The following is a 25,180-nucleotide window of genomic DNA, read 5'->3' as shown; positions in this document are numbered from 1 at the left end:
TCACGCCTTCTGCGCGGCCAGGATCCACTCGGCCGCCTTTTCGGCCAGCATCAGCGTGGGTGAGTTGGTGTTGCCACTGGTGATGGTGGGCATGGCACCGGCATCCACCACGCGCAGGCCTGCAATGCCGCGCACGCGCAGTTGCGAATCAAGCACCGCCATCGGGTCATCTGCGCGGCCCATGCGCGTCGTGCCCACGGGGTGGAAGATGGTGGTGGCGATGTCGCCCGCCAGGCGCGCCAGGTCCTCATCGCTTTCGAACTGTACGCCGGGCTTCCACTCCTCGGGCTGGTAGGCGGCCAGGGCGGGCTGGGCGACGATGCGGCGCGTGACGCGCAGGCTGTCGGCGGCCACCTGCCGGTCTTCGGGGGTGCTCAGGTAGTTGGGCGCAATGGCCGGCGCAGCCTTGAAGTCCGCGCTCTTGATCTGCACCGTGCCCCGGCTCGTGGGGTTGAGGTTGCAGACGCTGGCCGTGAAGGCCGGGAAGCTGTGCAGGGGCTCGCCGAAGGCATCGAGCGACAGGGGCTGCACGTGGTACTCGATATTGGGCCAGGGCTGGCCGGGGTCGCTGCGCGTGAAGGCGCCGAGCTGCGAGGGGGCCATGCTCATCGGGCCGCTGCGTTTCATCGCGTATTCCAGCCCGATCTTGGCCTTGCCCCAAAGCGAGCTGGCCATGGTGTTGAGCGTGGGCACGCCGTTGACCTTGAACACTGCGCGGATCTGCAGGTGGTCCTGCAGGTTGGCGCCCACGCCCGGCAGGTCGTGCACCACATCAATGCCGTGCTGCCGGAGCAAGGCCGCAGGGCCGATGCCCGACAGCTGCAGCAGCTGGGGCGAGTTGATCGCCCCCGCGCTCAGGATCACTTCGCCGGTGGCGTGGGCGGTCACCATCTCGTGCCCGTCCCAGACCTTCACGCCGGTGCAGCGGCGTGTGCCGTCCGGCTGGGTTTCGAGGATCAGCTCTGTGGCGTGCGCGTTGGTCCACATCTCGAAGTTGGGCCGGCCGTAGCAGGTGGGCCGCAGAAAGGCCTTGGCCGTGTTCCAGCGCCAGCCGCTCTTCTGGTTGACTTCGAAGTAGCCCACGCCCTCGTTGTCGCCGCCATTGAAATCCTCGGTGGCCGGAATGCCGGCCTGCTGCGCGGCCTTGGAAAAGGCGTCCAGCACATCCCAGCGCAGGCGCTGCTTCTCCACGCGCCACTCGCCGGTGCTGCCGGTGGCCTTGTTGCCGTGCAGGCGCTTGAAGTTCTCGTTCACGTCGCCGGGCTGGTCCAGGCGCCAGTGGTCCTCGTGGAGGCGAAAGTGGGGCAGGGTGTTGTCCCAGCGCCAGCTGGCGTCGCCCGTCAGCTCGGCCCACTGGTCGTAGTCGCGTGCCTGGCCGCGCATGTAGATCATGCCGTTGATGCTGCTGCAACCGCCCAGTGTCTTGCCGCGCGGATAGCGCAGGGTGCGGCCGTTCAGGCCCGCGTCGGGCTCGGTGTTGTAGAGCCAGTCGGTGCGCGGGTTGCCAATGCAATACAAATACCCCACGGGAATGTGTATCCAGTGGTAATCATCCTTGCGACCCGCTTCGATGAGCAACACGCGGCGGCGGCCATCGGCGCTCAGGCGGTTGCACAGCAGGGCGCCCGCTGTGCCGCCGCCAATGATGATGTGGTCAAACGTGGTGTCGCTCATGGGAATAACGGTGTGGCAAGAGGGTGTCGCGGGTTGATCGGAAGGGTCGGCGCCATTGTGCGGACCGCAGTGGTGGTGTCGAGGGGGTAAACGCGGCTTGCTAGCAAGTTTGTAGCTGGTGTGGCTTGCAGCGGTTGCGATTGCATGCAATCTGATAATAATTGCAAGCATTCGGGCCCGCGTCGTGCTTGCACGCAAGGGCTTGTCCTACCTGCGGACCATGGGCTCCGCTACCATGCTTCCCCTACCTCCTTACTGGTGGCTTGCGCCGCCCGTTTCATGACCGACCTTGCTCCGCGCATTGCCCGCACCGACACCCCCGAAGGCCCCGGGGTGCTGCTGCATGGGCGCTGGGGTGCGGCTGAGTTGGGTACGCGCCGGCAATGGAAGGCGCTGTCTGAGCAGCTCCAGGCCCAACAGCCTGGCGCGCAGCTCGGCTGGGATCTGCGTGAACTGCAGTGGCTGGACCACGTGGGCGCGCAACTGCTGTGGAACCACTGGGGCCGCGCCTGGCCCGCGCGTCTGGCGCTCACTGACATCCAGCGCGACATTCTGGAGCGTGTGGCGGAGTTCACCGTGGCCGAGCCGCCGCCGCCCGAGCCCTGGAGCCTGGCCCGGGAAGTGGACCACCTGGGCCTGCTGGTGCTGCATGGCATGGACCATGCGCGCCACATGCTGCAGATGGTGGGGCAACTGGTGCTCGACCTGCTGCGCCTGGCGCGTGCGCCCCAGCGCGGGCCCTGGCGCGACGTGTCCGGTCACCTGTACCGCATGGGCGCCACGGCGCTGCCCATCACCGCCCTGGTCGGTTTTCTCATCGGGGTGGTGCTGGCCTATCTGATGTCGCTGCAATTGCGCCAGTTCGGCGCCGAATCGTTCATCGTCAACATCCTGGGCATCTCCCTCATCCGCGAACTCGGGCCCATGCTGGCGGCCATCCTGGTGGCGGGGCGCTCGGGTTCGTCCATCACCGCGCAGATCGGCGTGATGCGCGTGACCGAGGAGCTCGATGCCATGCGCGTCATGGGCATCCCCCACGGCTTTCGGCTGGTGATGCCGCGCACCTTGGCGCTGGCGCTGGCCATGCCGCTGATCAGCGTGTGGACCACGCTGGCAGCGCTGGCCGGCGGCATGCTGGCGGCCGACGTGGCGATGGACATCTCGCCCGCCTATTTCGTGCAGGCCCTGCCTGCCGCCGTGAAGGTGGGCAACCTCACCCTGGCCATGGCCAAGTCGGTGGTGTTCGGCGCCTGCATCGCGCTCATCGGCTGCCACTGGGGCCTGCGCGTCAAGCCCAACACCCATAGCCTGGGTGAGGGCACGACCGCATCGGTGGTCACCTCCATCACCATGGTCATCATCGTGGATGCGCTGTTTGCCATCGCCTTCAAGAGCATCGGGATCTGACGCCGTGAGCACCGCCGACATTGCCCCCCCGCCAATCGCCTCAGGCAGTAACGCGCCCCAGGCGCTGGTCGTGCCCTCGGGCACACCGCCCGTGGTTGAGGTCAAGGGCCTGTGGAGCGTGTTCGGCAAGGGCAGCGAAGCCTTCGCCGTGCACCAGGACCTTGAATTCACCGTGCAGCGCGGCGAGATGCTGTCGCTGGTAGGGGGCTCGGGCACGGGCAAGACGGTGCTGCTGCGCCAGATACTGGGCCTGGCCCGGCCCGCGCGTGGCACGGTCACCGTGCTCGGCCGTCCGGCCTCCGAGATGGGGCGCGAAGGTGCTGCCAGCCGGGTGGGCATGCTGTTCCAGCACGGTGCGCTGTTCTCGGCCTTCAACGTGCTCGACAACGTGGCCTTCGCGCTGCGCGAGCAGGGCACCCTGCCCGACGACCTAGTCCGCGATGCCGCGCTGGTCAAGCTGCAGATGGTGGGCCTCAAGCCCGAGCACGCCAGCCGCATGCCATCCGACCTGTCCGGCGGCATGGTCAAACGCGTGGCCCTGGCGCGCGCCCTCATCATGGATCCGCCGCTGCTGCTGCTCGACGAGCCCACCGCAGGGCTCGACCCGAGCAGTGCCGACGAGTTCTGCGCACTGCTGCGCGAGCTGCACGCGGCGCTGGGCCTCACCATGGTCATGGTCACGCACGACCTCGACACCCTGTTTGCCCTGTCCACCCGCGTGGCAGTGCTGGCCGACAAGAAGGTCATCGTCACCGGCCCGCCGATTGAAGTGGCGCGTTTCAAACACCCCTTCGTCGAGCAATTCTTCATGGGTGAACGTGGCCAGCGCGCCATGGCCCCCCTGGCGGGCTTGCCCGAGCAGCCGCCCGCGGCCCCAACGCAGACTTCCAAGGACGCCTGATGGAAAACAAATCACACGCACTCGCCGCCGGCATCTTCGTCATCGTGGTGGCCGCCATGCTCGCGGGGCTGGCCATCTGGCTCACACGCGACAACTCCAACTACGAGCAGTACGAGCTGTCCACCAAGGACGGCGTGAGCGGCCTGCAGCCCCAGGCCACCGTGCGCTACAAGGGCGTGGCCGTGGGCAAGGTCACGCGCATCGGCTTCGATCCCCAGGTCAGTGGCAACGTGCTGATCCGCATTGCCGTGAATGAGCAGGCGCCCATCAGCCCCAACACCTTCGCCGTGCTGGGCTACCAGGGCGTCACCGGCCTGGCCCATGTGCAGCTCGACGATGCCGCTGCGCCCTACCCCGAGCTGCCCCCCGGCCCGAGCGGCCTGCCGCGCCTGCCGCTCAAACCTTCGCCGTTTGGCCGGCTGGCCGAACAGGCGCCGGCCATCCTGGGCCAGGTGGAGGAGGCCACGCGCCGCATCAACCAGTTGCTGGGCGACACCAACCAGAAGCTGCTCACCGACGCCATCGGCAACATCGGCCAGGCGGCCGGCAGCGTCAACGCGCTCACCAAGCGGCTGGACACCACGGTGCAGACCCGGCTCGACCCGGCGCTGGCGTCGCTGCCGGCGCTGGCCGGCGATGCGCGCCAGACGCTGCAGTCGCTGCAGAAGGCCGGCACCAGCGTGTCGGACATGGCCGCAGGCATCAACGCCACCAACCAGCGCCTCACCGTCGAAGGCGGGCCCATCGACCAGATCACGCAGGGCACCCAGGCGCTCACGCGCGCGGCCGATGCACTGGGCAGCAACACGCTGCCGCGCGTCACCCGTGCGGCCGACGAGCTGTCGCGCACCGCGCGCCAGATCGGCCGGGCCGCCAACAGCGTCAGCGACAACCCGCAGTCGTTCATCTACGGCTCGGGCCGCATCCCGCCCGGTCCGGGCGAAGAGGGCTTTGCCGCACCAGGCGCCGCGCGCTGATGCCGCAGTCCGACGAATTCAAGGAGTACATCGCCATGCTGGATATCCAACGCACTGTCTCGGGGCGCCTGGCCCGCCGGGGTGCCGCCCTGGCGTGCGCCGCTGCCGTGCTGGCCGGGTGCTCGGCCCTGCCCGGCCCGCCCACGCGTGCGGTGCAGTACGACTTCGGCCCCGGCGCCATGGCAACGGCCCCGAGCGACCGCCGGGCCCCGCTGGCGCCGCTGGCCCTGGCCGATGTGGAGTCCACCGGCATGCCCGAAAGCAGCACGTCGGTGCTCTACCGGCTGGCCTACGCCGATGCCCTGCAGCCTCGCCCCTATGCGGCGGCGCGCTGGAGCCAGCCCCCGGCCGTGCTGGTGCAGCAGCGCATCCGCGAGCACCTGGGCCTGCGCCGGGCCATCCTGAGCACCAGCGACGCAGCCGTGCAGGCACGTGTGGCGAACAAGCGGCCCACCGTGCTGCGCCTGGAGCTCGAAGAGTTCAGCCAGGTGTTCACCAGCGCCGCTGAGAGCGCCGGCCTGGTGCGCCTGCGAGCCACCGTTGCCGAGCCGACCCCGTTGGGCGAGAACCTGGTGGGCCAGCGGGTCTTCATCGTGCAACGCCCCGCTGCCACGGCCGATGCGGCCGGCGGCACCCGGGCACTGGCCGACGCCACCCACCAGGCGGCGCGCGAATTGGACGAATGGCTGGAGCAGGTGGGGCGCTGAGCCGCAGGAGCCGGACACGCACCCGCACCGGCGCACCCCAAAGGCCAGTCTTGTTACGGATGGTTGCAGCACCCCTACTTAGGTAGGGTGTCGGAGCCTGCGGTGCTCTTCCATAATGTGCCGGAACGTGTTGACGGTCCTTCGGGGTTGCGCAAATCTCTTGTCGGGCTGCAAAGAGGCAGGCTGCCCGGCAAGTGGCTGACCGCCAATGCGTTCCCTGGGTGCCTGGCTCCCGGTGGGTCACCGCCATCGCCCGCCACCGCCTCCAGCCCTTGTGTTCCCCTTCGCCTGCGAGTGCAGCGCCGGATGGCATGCCGCCATTGCGGCCCTCAGCGGGCTCCGATCCACGTTCATTGCCGAGGTAATTTCCCGTATGTTCTTCAAGCCATCGCTGCTGCGCTCCGCATGTGCCGCCACCATCGCCCTCGCCGCCACTGCCAGCACCGCCTGGGCCGGTGACAAGCTTTACGTGCAGGACAGCGGCAAGATCATGCTCGTCGATGTGGACGCCAAGTCCCTGACCCTGGTGTCCCGCCCCACGGTCGATGGCTCCATCACCGACATCGCCACCGACGCCGCAGGCACCCTGTATGTGCTGACCTTCAACTCGCTGTACCGCCTGGATGCTGCTGGCGCTGCGGTCCTGATCGGCAAGCATGGCATCAACGGCGCCAACGCGCTGACCTTCGACGGCAGCGGCAAGCTGTTCGGTGCCTCCAGCACCAACACCAACCTCTACCAGATCAATCCTGCCAACGCGCAGTCCACCGTGGTCGGCACCCTGCCATCCCAGTCAGCCGGCGACCTGGCCTACCTGAATGGCCGGCTGTTCTTTGCGGGCGAGAATGACTCGCTGGGCATCGTCAACCTGCGCAACAACCAGCAGTCGGCCAACGTCGGCAGCTTCGGCCTGGCCACTTCGGTCTACGGCCTGGCGGAAGGCGACAGCAACACCCTGTACGGTGCCGCATTCACCAAGCTGTTCAAGGTGGACCCCTCCACCGGTTCGATCAGCTACGTGATGGAGTTCACGGGGCTAGGGCAGGCCGGTGGCCTGGCGCCATTCAAGGCCGTGGTCACCCGTGCCGACGACCGCTTGTTCAACTATGCGGAAGACACCTTCCCCACGCTGTTCAAGCCCTCGTTCTCACCCTCGCTGACCTATGGCAACCAGTACTACCGCTTCTACCGTGAGACGGGCACCATCCTGTCGATCAGCAATGGCCAACTGAGCTACACGATTGTCGGCAGCGCCCCCTCCGTGCTGGGAGCGGTTGATGCCTTCCTGCCGCTGGCCATAGGCGCCGGGTACTGAGTCCCCCTGAGGGGGTACGCCGCCCGGTTTGGGGGCGGCCCTTGCACGGGGGCGCTGGCTGGGGCAGCGCATGCGCATAGGCTGCGGGTCCTATTCCCGCAGCTGTTTCTTTGCGCCTTCGATGCCGGTCACCACGCGGGCATAGCGCGCAAAGCTCCAGTAGGCCCAGCCCCAGTCCATGAGCACGACCAGTCGGTTGCGAAAGCCGATGAGGAAGTACACGTGGGCAAACAACCAGAACAGCCAGGCGAAGTAGCCTGAAAAGCGCACCGGGCCGATCGGCGACGTGAGATCCACCACGGCTGCGTTGCGGCCTATGGTGGCCAGGTTGCCGTAGTCGCGGTAGCGAAACGGCTGCGTGGCCTGCCCGGCCAGGCGGCGCAGCACATTGGCGGCGGCGGCGCGGCCCATCTGCTTGGCGCCGGGGGACACCCCGGGCACGGGCGTGGGTTCCTGGCCGGGCACATGGCTCTTGGCGGCGGCCAGGTCACCCACTACGCTGATCTCTGGGTGGCCGGGCAATGTGAGATCGGGCTCGACCACCACGCGGCCGGCGCGGTCCGTGGTGCAGCCGGTGGCCTCGGCCAGCAGCCGGCCCAGGGGCGAGGCGGCCACGCCGGCGGCCCAGACGATGCACTGGCTGGGAATCGCGTAGCTGGTGGCTGTGGGGTCAGCACCCGGCGCGGGGCCTGCTACCGTGAGGCCGGTGGCATCGATGGCCGTCACCCGCGCATTCACGCGCACTTCCACGCCCAGCTTTTCCAGTTGCTCCTTGGCGCGCTGGCTCAGGGCCTCGGGCATGGCCTGCAGCACGCGCGTGCCGCCTTCGAGGAGGATGATCTTCGCGCTGGCCGGATCGATGTGGCGGAACTCCCCGGGCAGCGTGTGGCGCGCGATCTCGGCCAGGGTGCCGGCCATCTCCACGCCCGTGGGGCCACCGCCCACCACCACGAAGTTGAGCCAGGCGGCACGCTGCACCGGGTCGCCCGTGCGCTCGGCGGCCTCGAAGGCCAGCAGGATGCGCCGGCGGATGTCGAAGGCATCGTCCAGGGTCTTGAGGCCCGGGGCGAAGGGCGCCCAGTCGTCGCGCCCGAAATAGCTGTGCGTGGCACCGGCCGCCACGATCAGGTGGTCGTAGGGAAGGGCGTCGCCACCCTGCAGCAGCACGCTGCGCGCGAGCACGTCGATGCGCTCCACCTCGCCCAGCAGCGTGGTCACATTGGGCTGCTTGCGAAACAGGTGGCGGATGGGCGCGGCAATGGCAGGGGCCGAGAGCCCGGCCGTGGCCACTTGGTAGAGCAGGGGTTGGAACAGGTGGTGGTTGGTCTTGTCGACCACCGTGACGTCGATGGCGCTGCCGTGCAGCGCGCGCGCCGCTTCCAGTCCGCCGAACCCGCAACCGATGATGACGACCCGGGGGCGGATGGGTGTGTTGGGAATGCTCATGGCCGCATTATGGGCAGTCTGCAGCGGGGTCCCGGCAAGGCACGCCCCGCTGGCTTTGCAGCGTGCGGGGCGTTGTGGCGGCGTGGCCGCTCAAGCGTTCATGAAGCCCAGGTCCACCGGGTACTCTGCACCGCCGAAGTGGCTCAGATTGGGCAGAACTCTGGCCATCTCGGTGGCGCTCACGCCGAACCACTTGGCGAGCGTGGCCGCGTACTGGTCCACCGAGGTGCTGGGCAGCAGGCGGCCCTGGCCCACGTGCCACTGGTCATCGGGTGCGGCGGTGCTGGTGTTGCTGACCGGTGGGGCCGAGCCGTAGAAGGCCTTGCCCTTGACGGCACCGCCCACCATCAGGTGGTGGCTGCCCCAGCCGTGGTCGGATCCATCGCCATTGGAGTTGAGCGTGCGGCCGAAGTCGGAGGCGGTGAAGGCCGTCACCTTGTCGGCGATGCCCAACTCCACCGTGGCGCTGTGGAAGGCAGTCATCGCATCGCTCAGGCGCCGCATCAGCCCCGGCTGCTGGGAGATCAGGTTGTCGTGCAGGTCGAAGCCGCCCATCGAGACCATGAACACCTGGCGCTTGGTGCCCATGGTGCCGCGCGCGCCGATCAGGCGCGCCACCATCCTGAGCTGGTCCGCCAGGCCGTTGTTGGCAGGGAAGGGCGTGGCCAGGTTCACGCCCGCGATGCCGGTGGTGACCAGCGATTCGGAGGTCACGGCGCGCGTGGTCACCTTGTTGTACTCGTTCTCCAGCGTTTGGCTGCTGGTCTGCTGGATCAGGCTGGTCAGCGCCGAGCGCACGGCGGTGGAGCCATAGACGCTGCTCTTGACGCCATTGATCGGGATCGCGCCACTCGTGCTCACCTGGTATTGCAGCGCCGAGTCGCCCGAGAGGAACACCGCATTGCCCGTGACCGAGATGCAGGTGAACAGCGAGTTGGCGTTGGACGACAGGGCCAGGTCGCCGATGTTGCCGCCCCAGCCGATGGTGGAGCCTTCGGGTGAGGACGACTGCCACACCGACTGCTGGTCGTTGTGCGAGAACAGCTTGGGCGGCAGCGGGTACAGGCTGCGGTTGGAGCCGTTGTACTGGGCGCGGGTCAGCGGCACCACCAGCGGGCCCACGTTGAGCTGCACGGCGGCCTTGCCGTTGTTGAACAGGCCCGTGAGGCCCGACATGGCCGGGTGCAGTGCGTACTGGCGGCCGCCAGGCAGGGCGGCCGTGGGGTTGAGCAAGGTGGCCCCCAGTGCGTCCTTGGGAATGGCGATGCCGCCACCACCGAGCCCGTTGCCACCTCGGATGGCGCTGTACTTGAGGTAGCTCGGATCGTCGTAGGTGACCACGGTGTTGGCGTAGTCGTTGCCACCGTAGAGGAAGACGCAGACCAGGGCCTTGTAGTCGGTGGCGGTGAAAGCGGCCGCTTCGCCCATGGCGGCCAGGTTCAGCGCAAACGGCAGAGCGGTGCCGGCCAGGCCCAGTTGGCCGCTGCGGCGCAGGAAGGCCCGGCGGGTGTGGAGTTCGGGTTGGAGCAGGTGCATGGCAGCGCGTCCTCTTATTTCTGGATGAGGTACTCGGCCGAAGCCATGACCAGGAAGATCGCCGACGCGATGCGGTTGAGCTTGACGTTGTCGGTGCTCGCGGCCGTGACCGGCGTGGCCTTGATCGCATCGGCAATCAGTTTCACGGTGGCGGCCGACAGCTGGCCCGCGCACATCAGCAGGTTGATGCGCGCGACCAGGGCGTCGGGGTCGACGACCAGCACCATCTCATGCGTGTACAGCGCCTTGATGTCGTAGCCGTTGTTCGCGTTGCTGCCGTTGTTGGGCAGGTCGGGCGCGTTCACGTAGATGCCGTTGCGGATCACGCCCTGGATGTAGTTCAGGTAGCCGCCCACGCTGCTTTCGTTGACCAGCTGGAACTCGGGCGCCACCGCCCCGCTCTGGGCCAGGGCCGTGGAAGGCGGCACGTAGCCCGGCCGAAAGAAGTTGAACACCGAGGGTGAGCGCAGCGGGCTCTGGCCCAGCCGCGAACTGGCGGAGCTGGTGTCCCCGATCTTCCAACTGCCGAAGTTGGAGCTGATGTTGAAGGTGCGGCCCCATTGCACCAGGCGCAGCATGGGCTCGCGCAGCTTGCCGAAGCCCGGTTGTGTGAGGCCCGTGGACGAACGCGCTTCGTCATCGAGCAGGATGGCGCGGACCACCGACTTCATGTCGCCGCGCACGCTGGCGCCGTTGTTGTTGAACACCGTGGCCACGCGCGCCACATAGGCCGGCGAGGGGTTGCTGGTAACCAGCCGCTGGATCAGCTGCTTGCAGATGAACGGCGCCACGTTGCCGTGGTAGAAAAGGGTGTCCATTGCCGTGGCCAGGGCGGCGGCCCCCGGCGTGTTGGCCGGGATGGTGGCACCCAGGAAGTTGACCGCCAGGTTGGAGTGCAGCGAGGCATTGAGCGACATGGGCAGCCGGGTGAACGCCGTGTTGGGCACCGTGCGTGTCGTGCCGGGCACGGTGCCCTGCTGGTTCAGCGACTGGTTGTAGTCGTAACCCGTGAACACGCGCGCCAGGTTGGTCACGTCGGACTGGCTGTAGCTTTCGATAGGCTGGCCCGCGCCGTCGCGGCGCACGGTGCCGTCGATGTTGAGCATGACCAGCCCGATGGACATGAGCTGCATGACCTCGCGCGCATAGTTCTCATCCGGCTGGCGGCCAGTGGCGGTGTTCTCCTTCTGGTTGCCCCGGGTGTTGAGGTAGTAGCCCATCGCGGGGTTGAGCGACACGTCCTGCAGCAGGTTGCGGAAGTTTCCGAACGAATGGAAGACCAGGGTGTCCCAGTAGTGCGCGATGGCGTGGCTGCGCCAGTTGAAGTCCAGGCCCGAGAGGGAGACCACGAAGATCTCCGACAGCGCCAGCGCGACCCGTTTGCGCAGGCCATCGGGCGATGTCATGAGCTGCGACCAGATCATGCAGTCGCCGGGGTAGGTGTTGTCGTAATAGGCCGTGGAGTTGTCGACCGCCGCATACCCGCGCTGGTTGAGCCACTCCCAGCCCGATATGCCGATGGGCGCGTTGAACTGCGAGTTCAGCCATGCTTCGAAGCCGATGGACCGGACGGTGGCGATGTCCTGCGTGGTGGCGGCAAACCCTGCCTGTAGCAGAAAGCGCGCGGCGTCCTGGTCGTTGAGCGGCCGGCCGCTGGAGAACACCGCATCGCCAAAGCTGGCCAGCGCGCCGACGTTGACCACCGAGTTGTTGGTGGGCGGGCCCAGCACCACAACGTTGCCCTGGTACACACCCAGGTAGTTGCGTGTGCCTGGGTAGTAGCGGAAAACAAGCGTGCCGCTGGTCACGGTGGCCTGGTGCGAGTCGAAGTACTGCGGGAAGACCATCTCCGCCCAGTCCATCAGCTCGTCGGGCGTGGGCGTGCGGCTGGCCGCCTGGTCCGACCGGAAGGAGCCCGAGCCGCCCATGTCGCCCAGCAGGGGCATGCGGGGCGCGTTGTCGGCCTGCTTGAGCGCCGGGGGCGCCTCTGCTTCGGCCTCGCCACCGCCGCAGGCCGCGAGGGCTGCGCTGGCGGCGGCTGCCGCCGACAACTTGAGCCAGGGAGCGCCCGCGGAGTCCGATGCGCCTGGCGCTGCATCGGTCGGCGACAAAGAGGAGGCTGTGCGGGCGGGCAGCGGTGCTGCCAAGGCCGCATCGGATGCTTCGTGGGCGTGTGTCATAGCGACTTTTGTGAAGATTTGTACAGAAGTGTAGGCAACCTCCTACAAAAGTGGCATTCCCTAGCCACAGTAAGCGTTACCAAAAGAAACGCGCTGGCCTCGTACAGAGGAGAGGGCCGCATGGCGCGATGCGCAGCAGCAACACCCGCTTTTCAGCGATTGAGCCACCCGGGCTGCTTTAGCGGGTGGTTGTCCGGCATGCCCGTAGGCGTGCGCCGACGTGGGTTCCACGGTGCGGACTACGCGCCGCGGGCGGACTCGTTCTTACAGTCTCTCCATCGCATCACGCAAGTGTTCCACGCAATCCGAGTGGATGGCTGAAGCGAATTTTTTCGAGGATGCACACCATGAACGAAGACACCATCAAGGGCAACTGGAAGCAGTTCAAAGGCAAGATCACCGAACAGTGGGGCAAGCTCACCAACGATGACCTGGACGTCATCGACGGCAAGCGCGAACAGTTTCTGGGCAAGCTGCAGGAGCGCCAGGGAATTGCCCGCGACGCCGCCGAAAAGCAGCTCAGCGACTGGCAAACCCGCCATCCCGACTTCCGCTTCAACGACTGACATGGCCTTGGCGCACCGGTAGCCAGAACCCTCCAGGGCCCCAGGCCCTGCAGCTGGCGGGCTACCGAATGCACACCGCTCTTTCAGCACCCCTACAAGACACCCCCTGAGACCCCGAGGAGAAAACCATGAAATTCGCACGCACCCTGATCGCTTCCATCGCCGCCGGCCTGCTGGCCACTTCCGCGATGGCCCTGACCGAGCCAGAGTACAAGATGTCCAAGGACAAGATCTCGGCCGATTACAAGGCTGCCAAGACCAATTGCGACACCTTGAAGGACAACGCCAAGGACATCTGCGTCAAGGAAGCCAAGGGTGCCGAAAACGTGGCCAAGGCCGAATTGGACGCCCAGCACAAGCCTTCCGACAAGGCCACGAACAAGGCGCGCATGGCACGTGCCGACGCCGACTACGATGTGGCCAAGGAAAAGTGCGATGACCTCAAGGGCAACGCCAAGGACGTGTGCGTGAAGGATGCCAAGGCAGCCCACACCACCGCCAAGGAAAACGCCAAGGTGGCCAAGGCCGCAGCCAAGCCTGCCGACAGTGCCGCCGAGAAGGGCGCTCAGGTCGCCGAAGCCCGCAAGGACGCATCGGCCGAAAAGAACGAAGCCAACTACAAGGCTGCCAAGGAACGCTGCGATGCCATGAGCGGTGATGCCAAGTCCAAGTGCGTGGACGAAGCCAAGCGCATGTACGGCCAGAGCTAAATCGGTCCAGCCCCTGCACTGCGGCCCTCAGGCCGACGGTGCGCTACCGAGCCCCGCCTTGTGCGGGGCTTTGTCATGGAGCTGCGCCATGGTGTCTGACCTGCATCAAGGCGGCCCTTGCCTTGCGCCTCTAAGCTGGCCCTTCAATTGGCTTGCAAGAACGGAACGGCACATGGCAGCACTGGAATGGTCTGACGCACTGGCACTGGACCTGCCGCTGATGGACGAGACCCATGAGGAGTTCGTCGAGCTCCTGGCGCGGGTCGAGCACGCGGACGATGCGCAGCTGCTGGCGCGCTGGCTGGAGCTCATCGTCCACACCGAGCAGCATTTCGGCATGGAGGACCAATGGATGGCCAGCACGCGCTTTGCCTCGGGCAACTGCCACAGCATGCAGCACAAGGTGGTGCTGCAGGTCATGCGCGAAGGGGCTGCACGCGCTGGCCAGGGCGAGTCGCAGGTGCTGCGCATGATGGCCGGCGAACTGGCGCTGTGGTTTCCCCAGCATGCACAGAGCATGGATGCCGCCCTGGCGCTGCACCTGCGCCGCGTGGGCTTTGACGCGGCCACCGGGGTGGTGAACGCCCCCGAGGCCTTGCCCCAGGGGCTGGTGCACGGCTGTGGCAGTGCCAGCTGCTCGCCTTCGGCCCAGCCCGTGCCAGCCTGAGCGTTGGCCCGGCGCGTACCTCAGTGGCTCAGCGCACTGGCGGGGTGGCGTGGCAGCAGCACAATCGCCATGTGCCACGACAGGTCCCGCAGTGCCGCGCGCAGCGCTGCCGAGGCGGGCGGGCCGGACGTGCCCGGCGGGCCATAGGCTGCCCGCAGCACGGCCTGCTTGGCGCTATGCAGCGCGGCACGGTCGTGCGCCTGCAGGGCCGCCAGCAACTGGTCGCGGTAGCGCTGCACACGCCGGGCCTCCGCGTCCGACAGGTCCGGTGCCGGGTGGGTGGTGGCTGCGGCACCGAGGTGGTGTGCCCAGGCCGATGCGGGCGAGGTGGTGGGCTGCTCGGTGCTGTGCATCATGGGCGCCCTGGTTGGGTGGGGGTGGCCAGCCCAGGGTGGGGCGGTGCCACGCTGGGCGGCTCCTGTGGCGGCAGGGGTGGTCTGGGCGTTCCGGCGGATGGGTTCAGCCCATACCAGTTCACCTTGCGGGTGAGCACCATCACGACGGCCAGCACGAGGAACAGCGCGATCGAGCCCACGGCCAGCGCCGTCTGCTCCAGCTGCAGCAGCACGTACAGCAGGCCGTACAGCAGCGCGATCCCCGCACCCAGCGGTATGCCGCGCGCCAGACTGCCCAGCATGTGGCTTGCATAGTAGGCCAGCAGCAGCACGCAGGCGGTGGCCGCAATGCCGTAGGAGATGCCGAACGGCAGGTGCTCCGACAGGCTCACCAGCAGCAGGAAGAAGCTGCACAGCGCGCTGCCCACCAGCAGGTACTGCACCGGGTGCACGCGCAGCTTCTTCATCAGCTCGAACAGGCCCACGGCCACGAAGGTCAGGGCGATGAACAGCACGCCGTACTTGGTGGCCCGATCGGCCAGGGTGTAGGGGTTGACCGGGTCCACGAAGGCCACGCTGAAGCTTTCGGCGCATTCGCGCGGCGTGGCGTTGCCCGTGGCGTACTCGCTGCTGTCGTCGCCACCGCCGCCGCTGTTCACGCACACCCGCTTGCCGTCGGCAATGTCTTTCTGCGCGGTGGTCGCCAGCGAGGACAGGCGCCAGCGGGCGGTGAAACCTGCCTTGGTCACCTCGCGCTCGGACGGAAGGAACTGCCCCGAGAACGACGGGTGGGGCCAACTGCTGCTCATCTGCACCTCGGTGTTGCCGCCGATCGGCACGATGGCCAGACGCTCCGTGCCCACCAGTTCCAGGTCCAGCGTGGCGGTCAGGCCTGTGGCCTGGCCCCGCACCGACTCGGGCAGGCCGGCATGCAGGCCGCGCGCGTAGGTGGGGTGAAAGGTGCCCGGCTTGAGCACCAGCGCCTGCTCGCCCAGCGTGACCCGCGCCGTGCGGATGCCGCGCGCATCGCCCACGGCCACCATCAGGATGGGCGCGCCGCAGTTCATGCGCGAGCCCTTCATGGTGCTTTGCGGCTGCAGGCTGGTGAGCGCACCCCACTGCGCGGTGACGTGCGACTTGAGGTTGTAGGTGTTGACCTTGTGCAGGCCGCGCGCGCGCTCTTCCATCGCGGCACCGGTGACCACCTTGAGCTGTTCGGGCATGGCCGTGAGCAAAAACTCGCGGCGCTGCTCCACGCTGCGGCGCTCCTCGCCCTTGCCGGTCTCCACGTCCCAGCTTTCCACGCAGGCGCTGTGGATCATCGGGCCCATCAGCGTCTGCGGCCCGGCCAGGCTGTCGGCCACGCTCTGCGCCGTCATGCTGCGGTAGCGCTGCCGGTCGCGCACCACGTCCTCGATCAGGCCCAGCCCGATGAGCAGCAGCAGCACGATGACCGCGAGTGCGCCCAGTTTGGTGAACAAGGGGTATTTCAAGAGATCCTCCATAGGGAATTAGGTGGAAGCAGTGTTGGCGGCGGGTGTGAGGGGGCGATGAAGTTTGTGAGGCGGGTGTGAAGTGGAGACGGGTGGCAGAATGCGGCGAACTTTCCCTGTGCTGCCTTCAGGAGCGCCTGCGATGAAACCTGCATCTCGACACATGCCCCGGATCAAACACCCGTCCGCAACGCCCGCGTCGCGGTGGCTCGGATACTTGTTTGTCGCCGGCCTGGTCGGCGGCTTTCTCTGGGCGCTCTGGGCACACCCTGCTGTGGTCGGGGCTCTGGTGGCGCTGGCCATGGGCGGCGAGGCCATGTCCCGCGCACGTGAAAAGAAGCACTTCGCACGGTTGCTGCATGCCCGCCCGGAAGAGTCCATTTGCGACTTCGCCCGGTCCATCGACTGCCGTGATGTGGACACCTGGGTCGTGCGCGCCGTGTACGAAGAACTCCAGGCCTGTCTGGCGCACCACCGTGAGCGGTTTCCGTTGCGGGTGACGGACCGACTGGGCGCCGACCTGCAGATCGATGGCGACGAGCTTGACCTGTCTCTGGTGCCGGACATCGCCCGACGCACGGGCCGCGACCTCTCGTCCACCCAGGCCAACCCCTTGTTCGAGAAGGTCACCACGGTGGGCGACCTGGTGAACTTCTTCAACGCCCAGCCGCGCGTCGCAGCCGCCTGAGTTCGCCTACCCCGCCCGAAACTCCAGCTCCACCCGCAAGCCCGGGGCCGTATTGCGCACCACCATCTGCCCGCCGTGCAGCGCCATCACGCGCCGCACGATGGCCAGGCCCAGGCCCGAGCCACTGCGCTCGCCGCCCGGCCGGGCGGTGGTGAAGAAGCGCTCGCCCAGGCGCGGCAGGGCGTAGTCGGGCACGCCCGGTCCGCTGTCCTGCACGGCCACGGTGCTGCCGGCCAGCTCCACCTGCACGCGGCTGCCGGCCGGGGCAAAGTCGATGGCGTTGTCGAGCAGGTTGGTCAGGGCCAGGGTCACGAGCTCGGCCTCCCACGGGCCGCTGGCACTGCTGCCGGTGACGGCCAGGGTGATGCCGCGCTGGCCCGCGCGCCCTTGCGTGTTGGCCACGGCGGCGCGTGCGCAGTCCTGCAGCGCCACGGGCACGGGCGCATCGGCATGGTGGCGCTGCTCCAGCTTGCTCAGCTCCAGCAGCCGGTCGATGATGCGCTGCAGGCGCTCGGCCTGGTGCACCACCTGGGTGGCAAATTCGGCGCGGTCGGCCGGGGGCAGATCGTCCTGCAGCAGCTCGCCTGCGCCGCGGATGGCGGCCACGGGGCTCTTGAGCTCGTGGGTGAGGGCGCGCACATAGCCCTCGATGTAGTCGCGCCCCTCCAGCCGCGCGCGCATGCGGTCCATGGCGCGGGCCAGGTCGCCCAGCTCGCCCGGCACCTCGGGCACGGCCAGTGCCGTGGTGGGGGGCGAATCGTGGTCACCGGCAGCGGGGCCCTGCACGCTCAGTGCATAGTCGCGCAGGCGGCGCACGTTCCACACCATCCACAGCGTCACAGCCACGCCCACGGCGGCCGACAGCACCAGCAGCAGCACGCCGCTGGCCAGCACCTTGTTCTCGGCCCGGTCGATGAAGCGCTGCACCGTGCGCGTGGGCTTGGCCACGGTGAGCACGCCGGCGATGCGGCGGCCCTCGGCCGCCGTGCCCGGCACGTAGATGGGAGCGGCCACATGCATCACGCCGCTGGTGTCGTCGCCCTCCACGTCGCGGGTGGAGCGCGCGCCGTACTCGCCGCGCAGCGTGCGCGCCACGTCGCGCCATTGCGAATAGTCGGCCCCCACCGCGCGGTTTTCCGAATCGAACAGCACCCGGCCCGTGGCGTCGGTCACGTAGATGCGGTAGTCCAGCGACTGCTTGGAAAAGCCCCAGATCGCCGCATCGATGGGCCGGGTGGCGTAGTGGCGCACATGCTGGGCAAAGGCACTGCCCGCCGCGCCATCCTCCAGCCGGCCGGCCGCCAGGTCATCGCTGGCCAGCTCGGCCAGGATGTTGGCGGTGTCCACCATCATGTCCTCCATCACCTCGCGCACACTGGGCTTGATCTCGGCCGTGAACACGCGCAGCACGAAGAAGGCAGCGATGCCGTTGATCAGAAAAAAGGCGAACAGCAGGCGGATGCCCAGGCGCATGGATGGCAGCCCTTACAGTTCGAGGCAGTAGCCCATGCCGCGGTGGGTGGTGATGTATTCGCGTCCCGCATCGGCCTCGCGCAGCTTGGCACGCAGCGTCTTGACGTGCGTGTCCACCGTGCGGTCGGTGCTCTCGCTGTCGTCGCCCCAGGCGGCGGCCAGCAGCGCATCGCGCGAGTGGATGCGTCCCGCGCCGCGCAGCAGGCAGGCCAGCAGCCGGTACTCGCGCCGCGTGAGCGCCAGCGGCTGGCCGCGCAGGCTGATGCGCTGGCCGGCCTCGTCGTCGTGGAACAGCGGCGCAGGGGCTGTCGTGGCGGTGGCGGCAGTGTGTGCACTGGCGCGGCGCAGCAGGGCCTTCACACGCGCCCCCAGCTCGCGCGGGCTGAAGGGCTTGGCGAGGTAGTCGTCGGCCCCCAGCTCCAGGCCCAGCACGCGGTCGATTTCTTCACCGTGCGCGCTGAGCACCAGCACCGGCAGGGTGGCGGTGGCTGGCGCGCCACGCAGCTCGCGCAGCAGGTCCAGGCCGCTGCCGTCGGGCAGGCCCACGTCCAGCACCAGCAGGTCGAAGGGCTGCTGGCGCATCTGCTGGCGCGCATCGTGCACCAGCAGGCTGTGCGTCACCACCAGGCCTTCGCGCTCCAGCGCATAGGCCACGGTGCGCGCGATGGCCGGGTCGTCCTCCAGCAGCAGCAGGCGTGCCGGCATGGCGCGTTGGCTGGCGATCAACGCGCCACCAGCACCGGGAACAGCTTGCCCAGGCCGTCGGCCATCACCTCCACGGCGAGGGCCGCGAGGATCAGACCCATGAGCCGCGTCATCACGTTGATGCCGGTCTTGCCCAGCACGCGCGCGATCGGGTCGGCCAGCGAAAAGCACACGGCCGTGGCCAGGGCGATCACCACGCCGTAGCCCACCAGCGCCAGTTGCTGCCAGATGGTTTGCGCCCTGTCGGCATAGATCACCACGGTGGACATGCTGGCCGGCCCCGTGAGCAGCGGAATGGTCAGCGGCACCACGGCGATGCTGGAGCCCGTGGCCGCCTTCTCCACGCCTTCCTCCAGCTCATTGGTCATGGGCTTGGCTTCGGCAGGCTGGGCGTTGAGCATGTTCATCGCGCTGATCAACAGCAGCATGCCCCCGCCCACCTGGAAGCTCTGCAGCGAGATGTTGAAGAACTCCAGGATCTGCAGGCCCAGCAGCGCACAGGCCGCGATCACGCAGAACGAGGCAAACGCCGCCGTGCGGATCGTGGCGCGCCGCTGCGCCGCCGAAAAGCCCTGCGTGTAGTGGATGAAGAAGGGCACGATGGCCAGTGGGTTCACGATGGCCAGCAGCGTGATGAGTGGTTTCAAATCCATATCAGTTCTCCATTGTTATGGGTGCCAGCGACAAACAGTGAAACTGGCGCGACGAAGGCCAGCGCCCCCGCGCAAGGGCCGCCCCGCCGCGAAGGCGGCGTATCCAGCTTTTGCGCTGGGGGCGTCCCCCTCAGGGGGAAGGCGCGAAGCGACACAGGGGGAGTCATTTACCTGGCTCCAGAGACGTCTAAGAGTGACATGGTGGTGTAAGGGGATGCGTCCGACATCAGCCACACGATGGCCTGGGCCACCTCGTCGGCCGTGCCGCCGCGCTGCATGGGCACCTGGTGGGCCAGGTCCTGCACCCGGTCGGGCAGGCCGCCGCTGGCGTGGATCTCGGTCTCGATGAGCCCCGGTCGCACGGCATTCACCCGGATACCCTCGGCCGCCACTTCGCGCGCCAGGCCGATGGTGAAGCTGTCGATGGCGCCCTTGCTGGCCGCATAGTCCACATACTGGTGGGCCGAGCCCAGGCGCGAGGCGGCGCTGGACACATTGACGATGGAGCCACCCGAACCGCCATGGCGCGTGCTCATGCGCCGCACCGCCTCGCGGGCGCAGACAATGGCGCCGATCACATTCGTCTCGAACATGCGGCGCAGGCGCGCCACGCCCATCTCGTCCACACGGGCTGTCACGTCCACCACCCCGGCGTTATTCACCAGGGCCGTGAGGCGACCGAGCTGTGCATCGACCGCTGCGAACATGGCCAGCACCTGCTCTTCATGGGCCACGTCCCCCTGCACTGCGATGGCCTGGCCGCCTTGGGCGCGGATCTGCTGCACCACAGCCTCGGCGGCGGCCTGGTTGGCCAGGTAGTTCACGGCCACGGCCCAGCCCTGGCTGGCGGCCAGCACGGCGGTGGCGGCGCCAATGCCCCGGCTGCCCCCGGTAATCAATGCGACTTTGTCCAAATCGGCGTCTCCTGCAAGAATGGGGCATTACAGCATTGCCGGGGACCCTTGCGGGGCCTGGTTAGCCCCCTTCCATTCCCCATCTGTCTGGTTTTTTCGCCTTCAAGGAGTTGCACCATGGGCCAATTTGTCGATCTGAAGTCCGCCGACGGCTTCGTCTTTCCCGCCTGGTTGGCCGAGCCCGATAACGCACCACGCGGCGCCGTGGTCGTGCTGCAGGAGATCTTCGGGGTCAACTCGCACATCCGCGCCGTGGCCGACCGCTTTGCCGCGCGGGGCTACGTGGCCGTGGCGCCTGCCACCTTCCACCGCGTGCAGCCCGGCGTGGAACTGGGCTACACGCCCGAGGACATTGCTGCTGGCGCAGCCCTCAAGGCGGCCGTGGAAGACCTGCCCAGCCCCGGCGTGCTGCCCGACATCCAGGCCGCCATCGACCACGCGGCCGAACGCAGCAGCCGCAAGGTGGGCATCGTGGGCTTTTGCTGGGGCGGCCTGCTGACCTGGCGCTCGGCCTGCCTGCTCAAGGGCCTGTCGGCCGCCGTGCCCTACTACGGCGGTGGCATCACCACCGAGACCGAGATGGCCCGCCAGCCCCAGGTCCCCGTGCTGGCGCATTTCGGCCGGCGCGACAAACACATCCTGATCGACGGCGTGCAGGCCTTCGCGCGCACGCACCCCGAGGTGGAAGTGCATATCTACGAGGCCGACCACGGCTTCAACTGCGACCAGCGCGGCAGCTACGACGAGGCCTCGGCCCTGGCCGCGCGTGACCGCACGCTGGCTTTCTTCGACAAGCACCTGGGCTGACGCCATGGCCTGCAGCTTCCTGCGCGGTTTCGTGGCGTTGGCGCTGGGCGGGTTGGCCTGCGCATCCCAGGCGGCCGACTACGCCGGTCCTTTGTTCGACTCGCACCTGCACTACAACGAGGAGGCCTGGAACGGTGCGGCCGGCCCGCACCCACCGGCCGACGTGCTGGCACGCATGCAGGCATCGGGCGTGCGCGCCATCGTGGCCAACTCGCGGCCCAACACCGGCTCGCTGGCCCTGGCCGCTTCACGCGAGGTGCGCGAGGCCGGCATCGCCGTCGTGCCCTTCGTGCGCCTGTACCGCAACCGCGAGGACTACAGCAACTGGTTTCGCGACGAGACCATCTACGAGATGGTGCTGGCCGAACTGGCCAAGGGCACGGCCTCCGGCCCCTACAAGGGCATTGGCGAGTTCCACCTGTACGACAGCGCCAATGCTGACGGGCCCGTGGCGAAGAAGCTCATGGTGCTGGCCGAGCAGCGCGACCTGGTGGTGCTGGCCCATGTGGACGATGCCGCCATCGACCTGCTCATGGCCAACACCCCGTCCAAGGGCCAGAAGCTGCGCCTGGTCTGGGCGCACACGGGCATCGGCGGCGCACCGGTGGACCGGGTGGACGCACTCATGGCGCGCTACCCGGGCCTGGTGGGCGAGCTGTCGTACCGCCCCGGCCTGGTGTGCGACGACAACCAGCTGTGCCCGGCCTGGCGCGCCTTGTTGCTCAAGTACCCCACGCGCTTCGTGGTGGGTTCGGACACCTGGGTCAACCAGCGCTGGCAGCACTACGAAGGCCTCATAAAGGGCTACCGCACCTGGCTGGGCGGCCTGCCACCAGCCGTGGCGCAGGGTGTGGCGTTTGGCAACAGCGCTGCCCTGTTCGGGGTGCCCGTGCCACGCAAATAGGGCTTTGGGGCGCGCTGTCGCCTATGATTTCCGTGCCGGCGTGGCGCGGCCAGGGCTTTCCTGGCGCGCCGCAGCCTGCATTGCGGAGACAAGTCCTTGAAAACCACAACAACCCTGTTGATCCAACCCGCGCGGCCAGCTACGCGCATTGCCTGTGCGTTGGCCCTGGCTGCCGCCAGTCTGTGCACCCTGGCACCCGCCATTGCCGCCCCGGCCTTCGGGCCCACCCAGACCGTGCAGGGCACACCGCTGGTGCTGCAGGGCGCGGGCACGCGCTACCGCGCCGTGTTCAAGGTCTACGACATGGCGCTGTACCTGCCGCGCAAGGTCCGCACGGCCGAGGAGATCCTGGCCACCACCGGCCCCATGCGGCTGGATTTCGTCGCCCAGCGCGACATTCCGGGCACGGACCTGGGGCTGTCGTTCATCAAGGGCCTGTCTGCCAACGCCACGCCCGACCAGATCCGGCGCCACACGCCGTCGAGCAACCGCCTGGTCGAGATCTTCTCGGGCCGCACCAAGCTGGCATCGGGCGACACCTTCGCGATGGAGTTCGTGCCGGGCAAGGGCACCACTTTCTACATCCAGGGCCAGGCCCAGGGCGCGCCGGTGGGCGATGCCGAATACTTCGGCATGGTGCTGCGCATCTGGCTGGGGGCCTCGCCGGTGGACAGCCAGCTCAAGGACGCCTTGTTGTCGGCCGGCACCAACTGACCTGCCCTCGCTGCGAACGCGGGGGCATGTCGGCAAAGGCTTTCAGGAGCCTGTCCGGGCCAGGTAGCGCTTGCGCCAGAACACCGAGATCAGGAGGGTGGCGATGGTGATCATGGAGCCCATGGCCCACCAGAAACCGTCCTGCTTGTGCACCAGCGGGATGAACTCGAAGTTCATGCCGAAGATGCCTGCAATCAGGTTAAGCGGCAGGAACACCGCCGTGAGCGCCGTCAGCGTGCGCATGATGTCGTTGGTGCGGTTGCCCTGCATCGAAAAATGCATCTGCACCGTGGTTTCGGTGCTTTGCTCCATGCGCCGCACATGGTGCACCACGCGCTCGATGTGCTCCAGCACGTCGCGGCTGCGCACCTTGAGCAGGTCCAGGTCGCGCATGCCGGCGGGCGTCTGGGGCGTCTCCCAGGTCTCCAGCGCGTCGATCCAGTCCTGCACGGCGGTGCGCTGGTCCTCGCAGATCTCGTCCAGCGCGTGCAGCGACAGGCGTGCCTCCAGCAGCGAACTCCAGTTGACGTTGCGTGCCCGGGGCTTGAGCAGCTCGGTCTGCCAGTGATCGAGCTCGCGCGAGAGTTCGCGGCGCAGGTCCAGGTAGCCATCCACCATGAGGTTCACCACGCGCAGCATCAGGTCGGCCGGCGAGGTGGGCTTGCGCGAACCGGAGGCCGTGGGATTGGCCCGGCCTTCGCGCGGGTCCATGGGGGCCGGCGCCAGCAGGCGCGCCGCATAGGCGTCGCGCACGCTGCAGTCGCCAGGATGCACCGTCAGCAGCACCCGGTCGAACACGGCGAACCCCACCGGGCTGGTGTCGATGCGCCGCAGCACCGGCGTGCCGCCGCGCCGGTGCGTGGCCTTCGCCGTGTCAGCGCTGTCCTCCGAAGGCACCGTGGCCAGGCGGCGGAACACCAGCAGGTCGTATTGCGAGGTGTAGTCGTAGTGCGACGGCAACTGCCCGTTGAGCAGGTCGGAGACATGCAAGTCCACCAATTGCAGGCCGGTCAGCCGCTGCAGGGCCCCCTGGACCTCGAACAGTTGCGCCTGGAAGGCCGGACGCGCGCAGGCCATCCAGAAAAAGCCCTGCTCTGGCGGCGCATGGGGCAGGACGTCCAGCTCCTGGGCCCCACTGCTCTGGATATGGAAAATGCGCATCGATGCCCGTTGGTTGGATGTCTGTGAAAGGTGGCGGCGCCCTGGTGGTGCCGCAGGGCGCTATCGCTTGAGGAGCAAGCGGGCGGCGTCGCGGGCAAAGTAGGTCAGCACGCCATCGGCACCCGCGCGCTTGAAGGCCAGCAGGCTTTCCATCATCACCGCGTCGTGGTCCAGCCAGCCGTTGGCGGCGGCGGCCTTGAGCATGGCGTATTCGCCGCTCACCTGGTAGGCGAAGGTGGGCACGCCGAACTCGTCCTTCACGCGGCGCACCACGTCCAGGTAGGGCATGCCGGGCTTGACCATCACCATGTCGGCGCCTTCGGCGATGTCCTGGGCCACCTCGCGCAGCGCCTCGTCGGTGTTGCCGGGGTCCATCTGGTAGACGTTCTTGTCGGCCTTGCCCAAGGCGCCGCGTGTGCCCACGGCGTCGCGGAAGGGGCCGTAGAAGGCGCTGGCGTACTTGGCGCTGTAGGCCATGATGCGCGTGTGGATGTGCCCCTGCACCTCCAGCGCCTCACGGATGGCGCCGATGCGCCCGTCCATCATGTCGCTAGGGGCGACGATGTCCACGCCCGCCTCGGCATGCGTGAGCGCCTGGCCGGTGAGGATCTCCACCGTGTCGTCGTTGATGATGTAGCCGGTGTCGTCGAGCACACCATCCTGCCCGTGGCTGGTGTAGGGGTCCAGCGCCACGTCGGTCATCACGCCCAGGGTGGGGAATTCCTTTTTCAAGGCGCGCACCACGCGGGGGATCAGGCCGTCGGGGTTCAGGGCTTCCTTGCCATCGGGTGTCTTGAGCGCAGCGTCGATGGCCGGGAACAGGGCCAGCACCGGGATGCCCAACTGCACGCAGTCTTCGGCAACGGGCAGCAGCAGGTCCAGGCTCAGGCGGTCCACACCCGGCATGGAAAGCACGGCCTCTCGCCGGTTCTCGCCTTCGTGCACGAACACCGGGTAGATCAGGTCGTGCGGGGTGACGCTGTGCTCGCGCACCAGGTTGCGGGTGAAGGCGTCGCGGCGCAGGCGCCGCGGGCGGTTTTGCGGAAAAGGGGCGGGGCTTGGGAGGTGCATGGGGAAAATTGTGCCTCAAGCGCGCCCACCAAGGCTGCGAGAGGGCTGCTGCCGGAGTTGTCAAACCCTGCTTGTATGCCCCGCAGGCTGGTGCTAAATTGGTTGCGGGCAGCTTGCTGTCCCCCGCTTTTCCTCCCTGAGCGGGGCCCTGGGCTGCCGTAATGCGGGCAGGGCTT

At 67.9% G+C, this 25,180-nt stretch carries 24 protein-coding genes; 12 read left to right on the top strand and 12 right to left on the bottom strand.

Features of this window, described 5'->3' with window-relative positions; genetic code table 11:
* Positions 1-1,674, bottom strand: coding sequence for a GMC family oxidoreductase (locus tag QYL93_RS11650; RefSeq protein WP_305743774.1), 1,674 nt, complete (start codon positions 1,672-1,674; stop codon positions 1-3).
* A gap of 279 nt (positions 1,675-1,953) precedes the next feature.
* Here QYL93_RS11650 and QYL93_RS11645 point away from each other — a divergent pair, with 279 nt between their 5' ends.
* From QYL93_RS11645 to QYL93_RS11625, 5 genes are all read left to right on the top strand, one after another.
* Positions 1,954-3,081, top strand: coding sequence for an ABC transporter permease (locus QYL93_RS11645; protein WP_305743773.1), 1,128 nt, complete (start codon positions 1,954-1,956; stop codon positions 3,079-3,081).
* 34 nt (positions 3,082-3,115) lie between these two features.
* Positions 3,116-3,982, top strand: coding sequence for an ABC transporter ATP-binding protein (locus QYL93_RS11640; RefSeq protein WP_305743815.1), 867 nt, complete (start codon positions 3,116-3,118; stop codon positions 3,980-3,982).
* Entirely contained in the window at positions 3,982-4,959 is a 978-nt protein-coding gene (locus QYL93_RS11635; RefSeq protein ID WP_305743772.1) for an MlaD family protein, read from the top strand. Before QYL93_RS11640 ends, QYL93_RS11635 begins: the two co-directional genes overlap by 1 nt.
* On the top strand, positions 4,959-5,666 hold the full coding sequence (locus QYL93_RS11630; RefSeq protein ID WP_305743771.1) for an ABC-type transport auxiliary lipoprotein family protein: 708 nt from the start codon (positions 4,959-4,961) through the stop codon (positions 5,664-5,666). Before QYL93_RS11635 ends, QYL93_RS11630 begins: the two co-directional genes overlap by 1 nt.
* Before the next feature lie 373 nt (positions 5,667-6,039).
* Positions 6,040-6,981: a hypothetical protein gene (locus QYL93_RS11625; protein WP_305743770.1), complete on the top strand. Its 942-nt coding sequence runs from the start codon at positions 6,040-6,042 to the stop codon at positions 6,979-6,981.
* A 90-nt stretch (positions 6,982-7,071) separates the two neighbouring features.
* Here the strand turns inward: QYL93_RS11625 and QYL93_RS11620 are convergent, their stop codons facing one another.
* From QYL93_RS11620 to QYL93_RS11610, 3 genes are all read right to left on the bottom strand, one after another.
* Positions 7,072-8,427, bottom strand: a complete 1,356-nt coding sequence (locus QYL93_RS11620; protein WP_305743769.1) for an NAD(P)/FAD-dependent oxidoreductase — start codon at positions 8,425-8,427, stop codon at positions 7,072-7,074.
* 90 nt (positions 8,428-8,517) lie between these two features.
* Entirely contained in the window at positions 8,518-9,963 is a 1,446-nt protein-coding gene (locus tag QYL93_RS11615; protein WP_305743768.1) for a DUF1501 domain-containing protein, read from the bottom strand.
* 14 nt (positions 9,964-9,977) lie between these two features.
* On the bottom strand, positions 9,978-12,143 hold the full coding sequence (locus QYL93_RS11610; protein ID WP_305743767.1) for a DUF1800 family protein: 2,166 nt from the start codon (positions 12,141-12,143) through the stop codon (positions 9,978-9,980).
* A 347-nt stretch (positions 12,144-12,490) separates the two neighbouring features.
* Between QYL93_RS11610 and QYL93_RS11605 the strand changes: the two genes are divergently transcribed.
* The 3 genes from QYL93_RS11605 (at position 12,491) to QYL93_RS11595 (ending at position 14,086) form a co-directional block, all read left to right on the top strand.
* Positions 12,491-12,709 carry a CsbD family protein gene (locus QYL93_RS11605; protein ID WP_305743766.1) on the top strand — a complete coding sequence of 73 codons (219 nt, stop codon included), beginning with the start codon at positions 12,491-12,493 and terminating at the stop codon, positions 12,707-12,709.
* Between the two features lie 128 nt (positions 12,710-12,837).
* Complete coding sequence (locus tag QYL93_RS11600) at positions 12,838-13,419, top strand: hypothetical protein (protein ID WP_305743765.1); 582 nt, start codon at positions 12,838-12,840, stop codon at positions 13,417-13,419.
* 172 nt (positions 13,420-13,591) lie between these two features.
* Positions 13,592-14,086, top strand: a complete 495-nt coding sequence (locus tag QYL93_RS11595; RefSeq protein ID WP_305743764.1) for a hemerythrin domain-containing protein — start codon at positions 13,592-13,594, stop codon at positions 14,084-14,086.
* A 20-nt stretch (positions 14,087-14,106) separates the two neighbouring features.
* On the opposite strand, the gene QYL93_RS11590 is transcribed toward QYL93_RS11595, so the two are convergent.
* Both QYL93_RS11590 and creD read right to left on the bottom strand, forming a co-directional pair.
* Positions 14,107-14,442: a hypothetical protein gene (locus QYL93_RS11590; RefSeq protein WP_305743763.1), complete on the bottom strand. Its 336-nt coding sequence runs from the start codon at positions 14,440-14,442 to the stop codon at positions 14,107-14,109.
* Entirely contained in the window at positions 14,439-15,914 is a 1,476-nt protein-coding gene (gene creD / locus QYL93_RS11585; protein ID WP_305743762.1) for a cell envelope integrity protein CreD, read from the bottom strand. Before creD ends, QYL93_RS11590 begins: the two co-directional genes overlap by 4 nt.
* A 163-nt stretch (positions 15,915-16,077) precedes the next feature.
* On the opposite strand from creD, the gene QYL93_RS11580 reads away from it, so the two are divergent.
* Positions 16,078-16,602 carry a hypothetical protein gene (locus QYL93_RS11580; RefSeq protein WP_305743761.1) on the top strand — a complete coding sequence of 175 codons (525 nt, stop codon included), beginning with the start codon at positions 16,078-16,080 and terminating at the stop codon, positions 16,600-16,602.
* 6 nt (positions 16,603-16,608) lie between these two features.
* Here QYL93_RS11580 and creC read toward each other — a convergent pair whose 3' ends face one another.
* The 4 genes from creC to QYL93_RS11560 all read right to left on the bottom strand — a co-directional run bounded on the left by creC (position 16,609) and on the right by QYL93_RS11560 (position 20,347).
* Positions 16,609-18,075, bottom strand: a complete 1,467-nt coding sequence (gene creC / locus QYL93_RS11575) for a two-component system sensor histidine kinase CreC (RefSeq protein WP_305743760.1) — start codon at positions 18,073-18,075, stop codon at positions 16,609-16,611.
* Positions 18,076-18,087: 12 nt separating this feature from the next.
* Positions 18,088-18,780: a two-component system response regulator CreB gene (gene creB / locus QYL93_RS11570; RefSeq protein WP_305743814.1), complete on the bottom strand. Its 693-nt coding sequence runs from the start codon at positions 18,778-18,780 to the stop codon at positions 18,088-18,090.
* Between the two features lie 17 nt (positions 18,781-18,797).
* On the bottom strand, positions 18,798-19,433 hold the full coding sequence (locus tag QYL93_RS11565; protein WP_057202598.1) for a MarC family protein: 636 nt from the start codon (positions 19,431-19,433) through the stop codon (positions 18,798-18,800).
* Between the two features lie 167 nt (positions 19,434-19,600).
* Positions 19,601-20,347 carry an SDR family oxidoreductase gene (locus QYL93_RS11560; protein WP_305743759.1) on the bottom strand — a complete coding sequence of 249 codons (747 nt, stop codon included), beginning with the start codon at positions 20,345-20,347 and terminating at the stop codon, positions 19,601-19,603.
* A 117-nt stretch (positions 20,348-20,464) separates the two neighbouring features.
* On the opposite strand from QYL93_RS11560, the gene QYL93_RS11555 reads away from it, so the two are divergent.
* The 3 genes from QYL93_RS11555 to QYL93_RS11545 all read left to right on the top strand — a co-directional run bounded on the left by QYL93_RS11555 (position 20,465) and on the right by QYL93_RS11545 (position 22,772).
* Positions 20,465-21,154 (top strand): dienelactone hydrolase family protein, encoded by a 690-nt coding sequence (locus QYL93_RS11555; RefSeq protein WP_305743758.1) that lies wholly within the window; start codon positions 20,465-20,467, stop codon positions 21,152-21,154.
* Between the two features lie 4 nt (positions 21,155-21,158).
* Entirely contained in the window at positions 21,159-22,058 is a 900-nt protein-coding gene (locus tag QYL93_RS11550; RefSeq protein ID WP_305743757.1) for an amidohydrolase family protein, read from the top strand.
* Between the two features lie 96 nt (positions 22,059-22,154).
* Complete coding sequence (locus QYL93_RS11545; RefSeq protein ID WP_305743756.1) at positions 22,155-22,772, top strand: chalcone isomerase family protein; 618 nt, start codon at positions 22,155-22,157, stop codon at positions 22,770-22,772.
* Between the two features lie 42 nt (positions 22,773-22,814).
* On the opposite strand, the gene QYL93_RS11540 is transcribed toward QYL93_RS11545, so the two are convergent.
* Both QYL93_RS11540 and hemB read right to left on the bottom strand, forming a co-directional pair.
* Positions 22,815-23,933 (bottom strand): magnesium transporter CorA family protein, encoded by a 1,119-nt coding sequence (locus tag QYL93_RS11540; RefSeq protein ID WP_305743755.1) that lies wholly within the window; start codon positions 23,931-23,933, stop codon positions 22,815-22,817.
* Positions 23,934-23,993: 60 nt separating this feature from the next.
* Positions 23,994-25,004, bottom strand: a complete 1,011-nt coding sequence (gene hemB / locus QYL93_RS11535; RefSeq protein ID WP_057202592.1) for a porphobilinogen synthase — start codon at positions 25,002-25,004, stop codon at positions 23,994-23,996.
* Positions 25,005-25,180: the final 176 nt, after the last annotated feature.

This window comes from Acidovorax sp. A1169, assembly GCF_030704685.1.
Taxonomy (GTDB): domain Bacteria; phylum Pseudomonadota; class Gammaproteobacteria; order Burkholderiales; family Burkholderiaceae_C; genus Acidovorax.
The sequence above is the reverse complement of the archived record's forward strand: the minus strand, read 5'-3'. Positions and strand labels throughout refer to the sequence as shown.

Excerpts from the sequence above, each read along its gene's own strand:
- QYL93_RS11650 (WP_305743774.1), bottom strand. The coding sequence starts at position 1,674 with ATGAGCGACACCACGTTTGACCACATCATCATTGGCGGCGGCACAGCG.
- QYL93_RS11645 (WP_305743773.1), top strand. The coding sequence starts at position 1,954 with ATGACCGACCTTGCTCCGCGCATTGCCCGCACCGACACCCCCGAAGGC.
- QYL93_RS11635 (WP_305743772.1), top strand. The coding sequence starts at position 3,982 with ATGGAAAACAAATCACACGCACTCGCCGCCGGCATCTTCGTCATCGTG.
- QYL93_RS11630 (WP_305743771.1), top strand. The coding sequence starts at position 4,959 with ATGCCGCAGTCCGACGAATTCAAGGAGTACATCGCCATGCTGGATATC.
- QYL93_RS11625 (WP_305743770.1), top strand. The coding sequence starts at position 6,040 with ATGTTCTTCAAGCCATCGCTGCTGCGCTCCGCATGTGCCGCCACCATC.
- QYL93_RS11620 (WP_305743769.1), bottom strand. The coding sequence starts at position 8,427 with ATGAGCATTCCCAACACACCCATCCGCCCCCGGGTCGTCATCATCGGT.
- QYL93_RS11615 (WP_305743768.1), bottom strand. The coding sequence starts at position 9,963 with ATGCACCTGCTCCAACCCGAACTCCACACCCGCCGGGCCTTCCTGCGC.
- QYL93_RS11610 (WP_305743767.1), bottom strand. The coding sequence starts at position 12,143 with ATGACACACGCCCACGAAGCATCCGATGCGGCCTTGGCAGCACCGCTG.
- QYL93_RS11605 (WP_305743766.1), top strand. The coding sequence starts at position 12,491 with ATGAACGAAGACACCATCAAGGGCAACTGGAAGCAGTTCAAAGGCAAG.
- QYL93_RS11600 (WP_305743765.1), top strand. The coding sequence starts at position 12,838 with ATGAAATTCGCACGCACCCTGATCGCTTCCATCGCCGCCGGCCTGCTG.
- QYL93_RS11595 (WP_305743764.1), top strand. The coding sequence starts at position 13,592 with ATGGCAGCACTGGAATGGTCTGACGCACTGGCACTGGACCTGCCGCTG.
- QYL93_RS11590 (WP_305743763.1), bottom strand. The coding sequence starts at position 14,442 with ATGATGCACAGCACCGAGCAGCCCACCACCTCGCCCGCATCGGCCTGG.
- QYL93_RS11580 (WP_305743761.1), top strand. The coding sequence starts at position 16,078 with ATGCCCCGGATCAAACACCCGTCCGCAACGCCCGCGTCGCGGTGGCTC.
- creC (WP_305743760.1), bottom strand. The coding sequence starts at position 18,075 with ATGCGCCTGGGCATCCGCCTGCTGTTCGCCTTTTTTCTGATCAACGGC.
- creB (WP_305743814.1), bottom strand. The coding sequence starts at position 18,780 with ATGCCGGCACGCCTGCTGCTGCTGGAGGACGACCCGGCCATCGCGCGC.
- QYL93_RS11565 (WP_057202598.1), bottom strand. The coding sequence starts at position 19,433 with ATGGATTTGAAACCACTCATCACGCTGCTGGCCATCGTGAACCCACTG.
- QYL93_RS11555 (WP_305743758.1), top strand. The coding sequence starts at position 20,465 with ATGGGCCAATTTGTCGATCTGAAGTCCGCCGACGGCTTCGTCTTTCCC.
- QYL93_RS11550 (WP_305743757.1), top strand. The coding sequence starts at position 21,159 with ATGGCCTGCAGCTTCCTGCGCGGTTTCGTGGCGTTGGCGCTGGGCGGG.
- QYL93_RS11540 (WP_305743755.1), bottom strand. The coding sequence starts at position 23,933 with ATGCGCATTTTCCATATCCAGAGCAGTGGGGCCCAGGAGCTGGACGTC.
- hemB (WP_057202592.1), bottom strand. The coding sequence starts at position 25,004 with ATGCACCTCCCAAGCCCCGCCCCTTTTCCGCAAAACCGCCCGCGGCGC.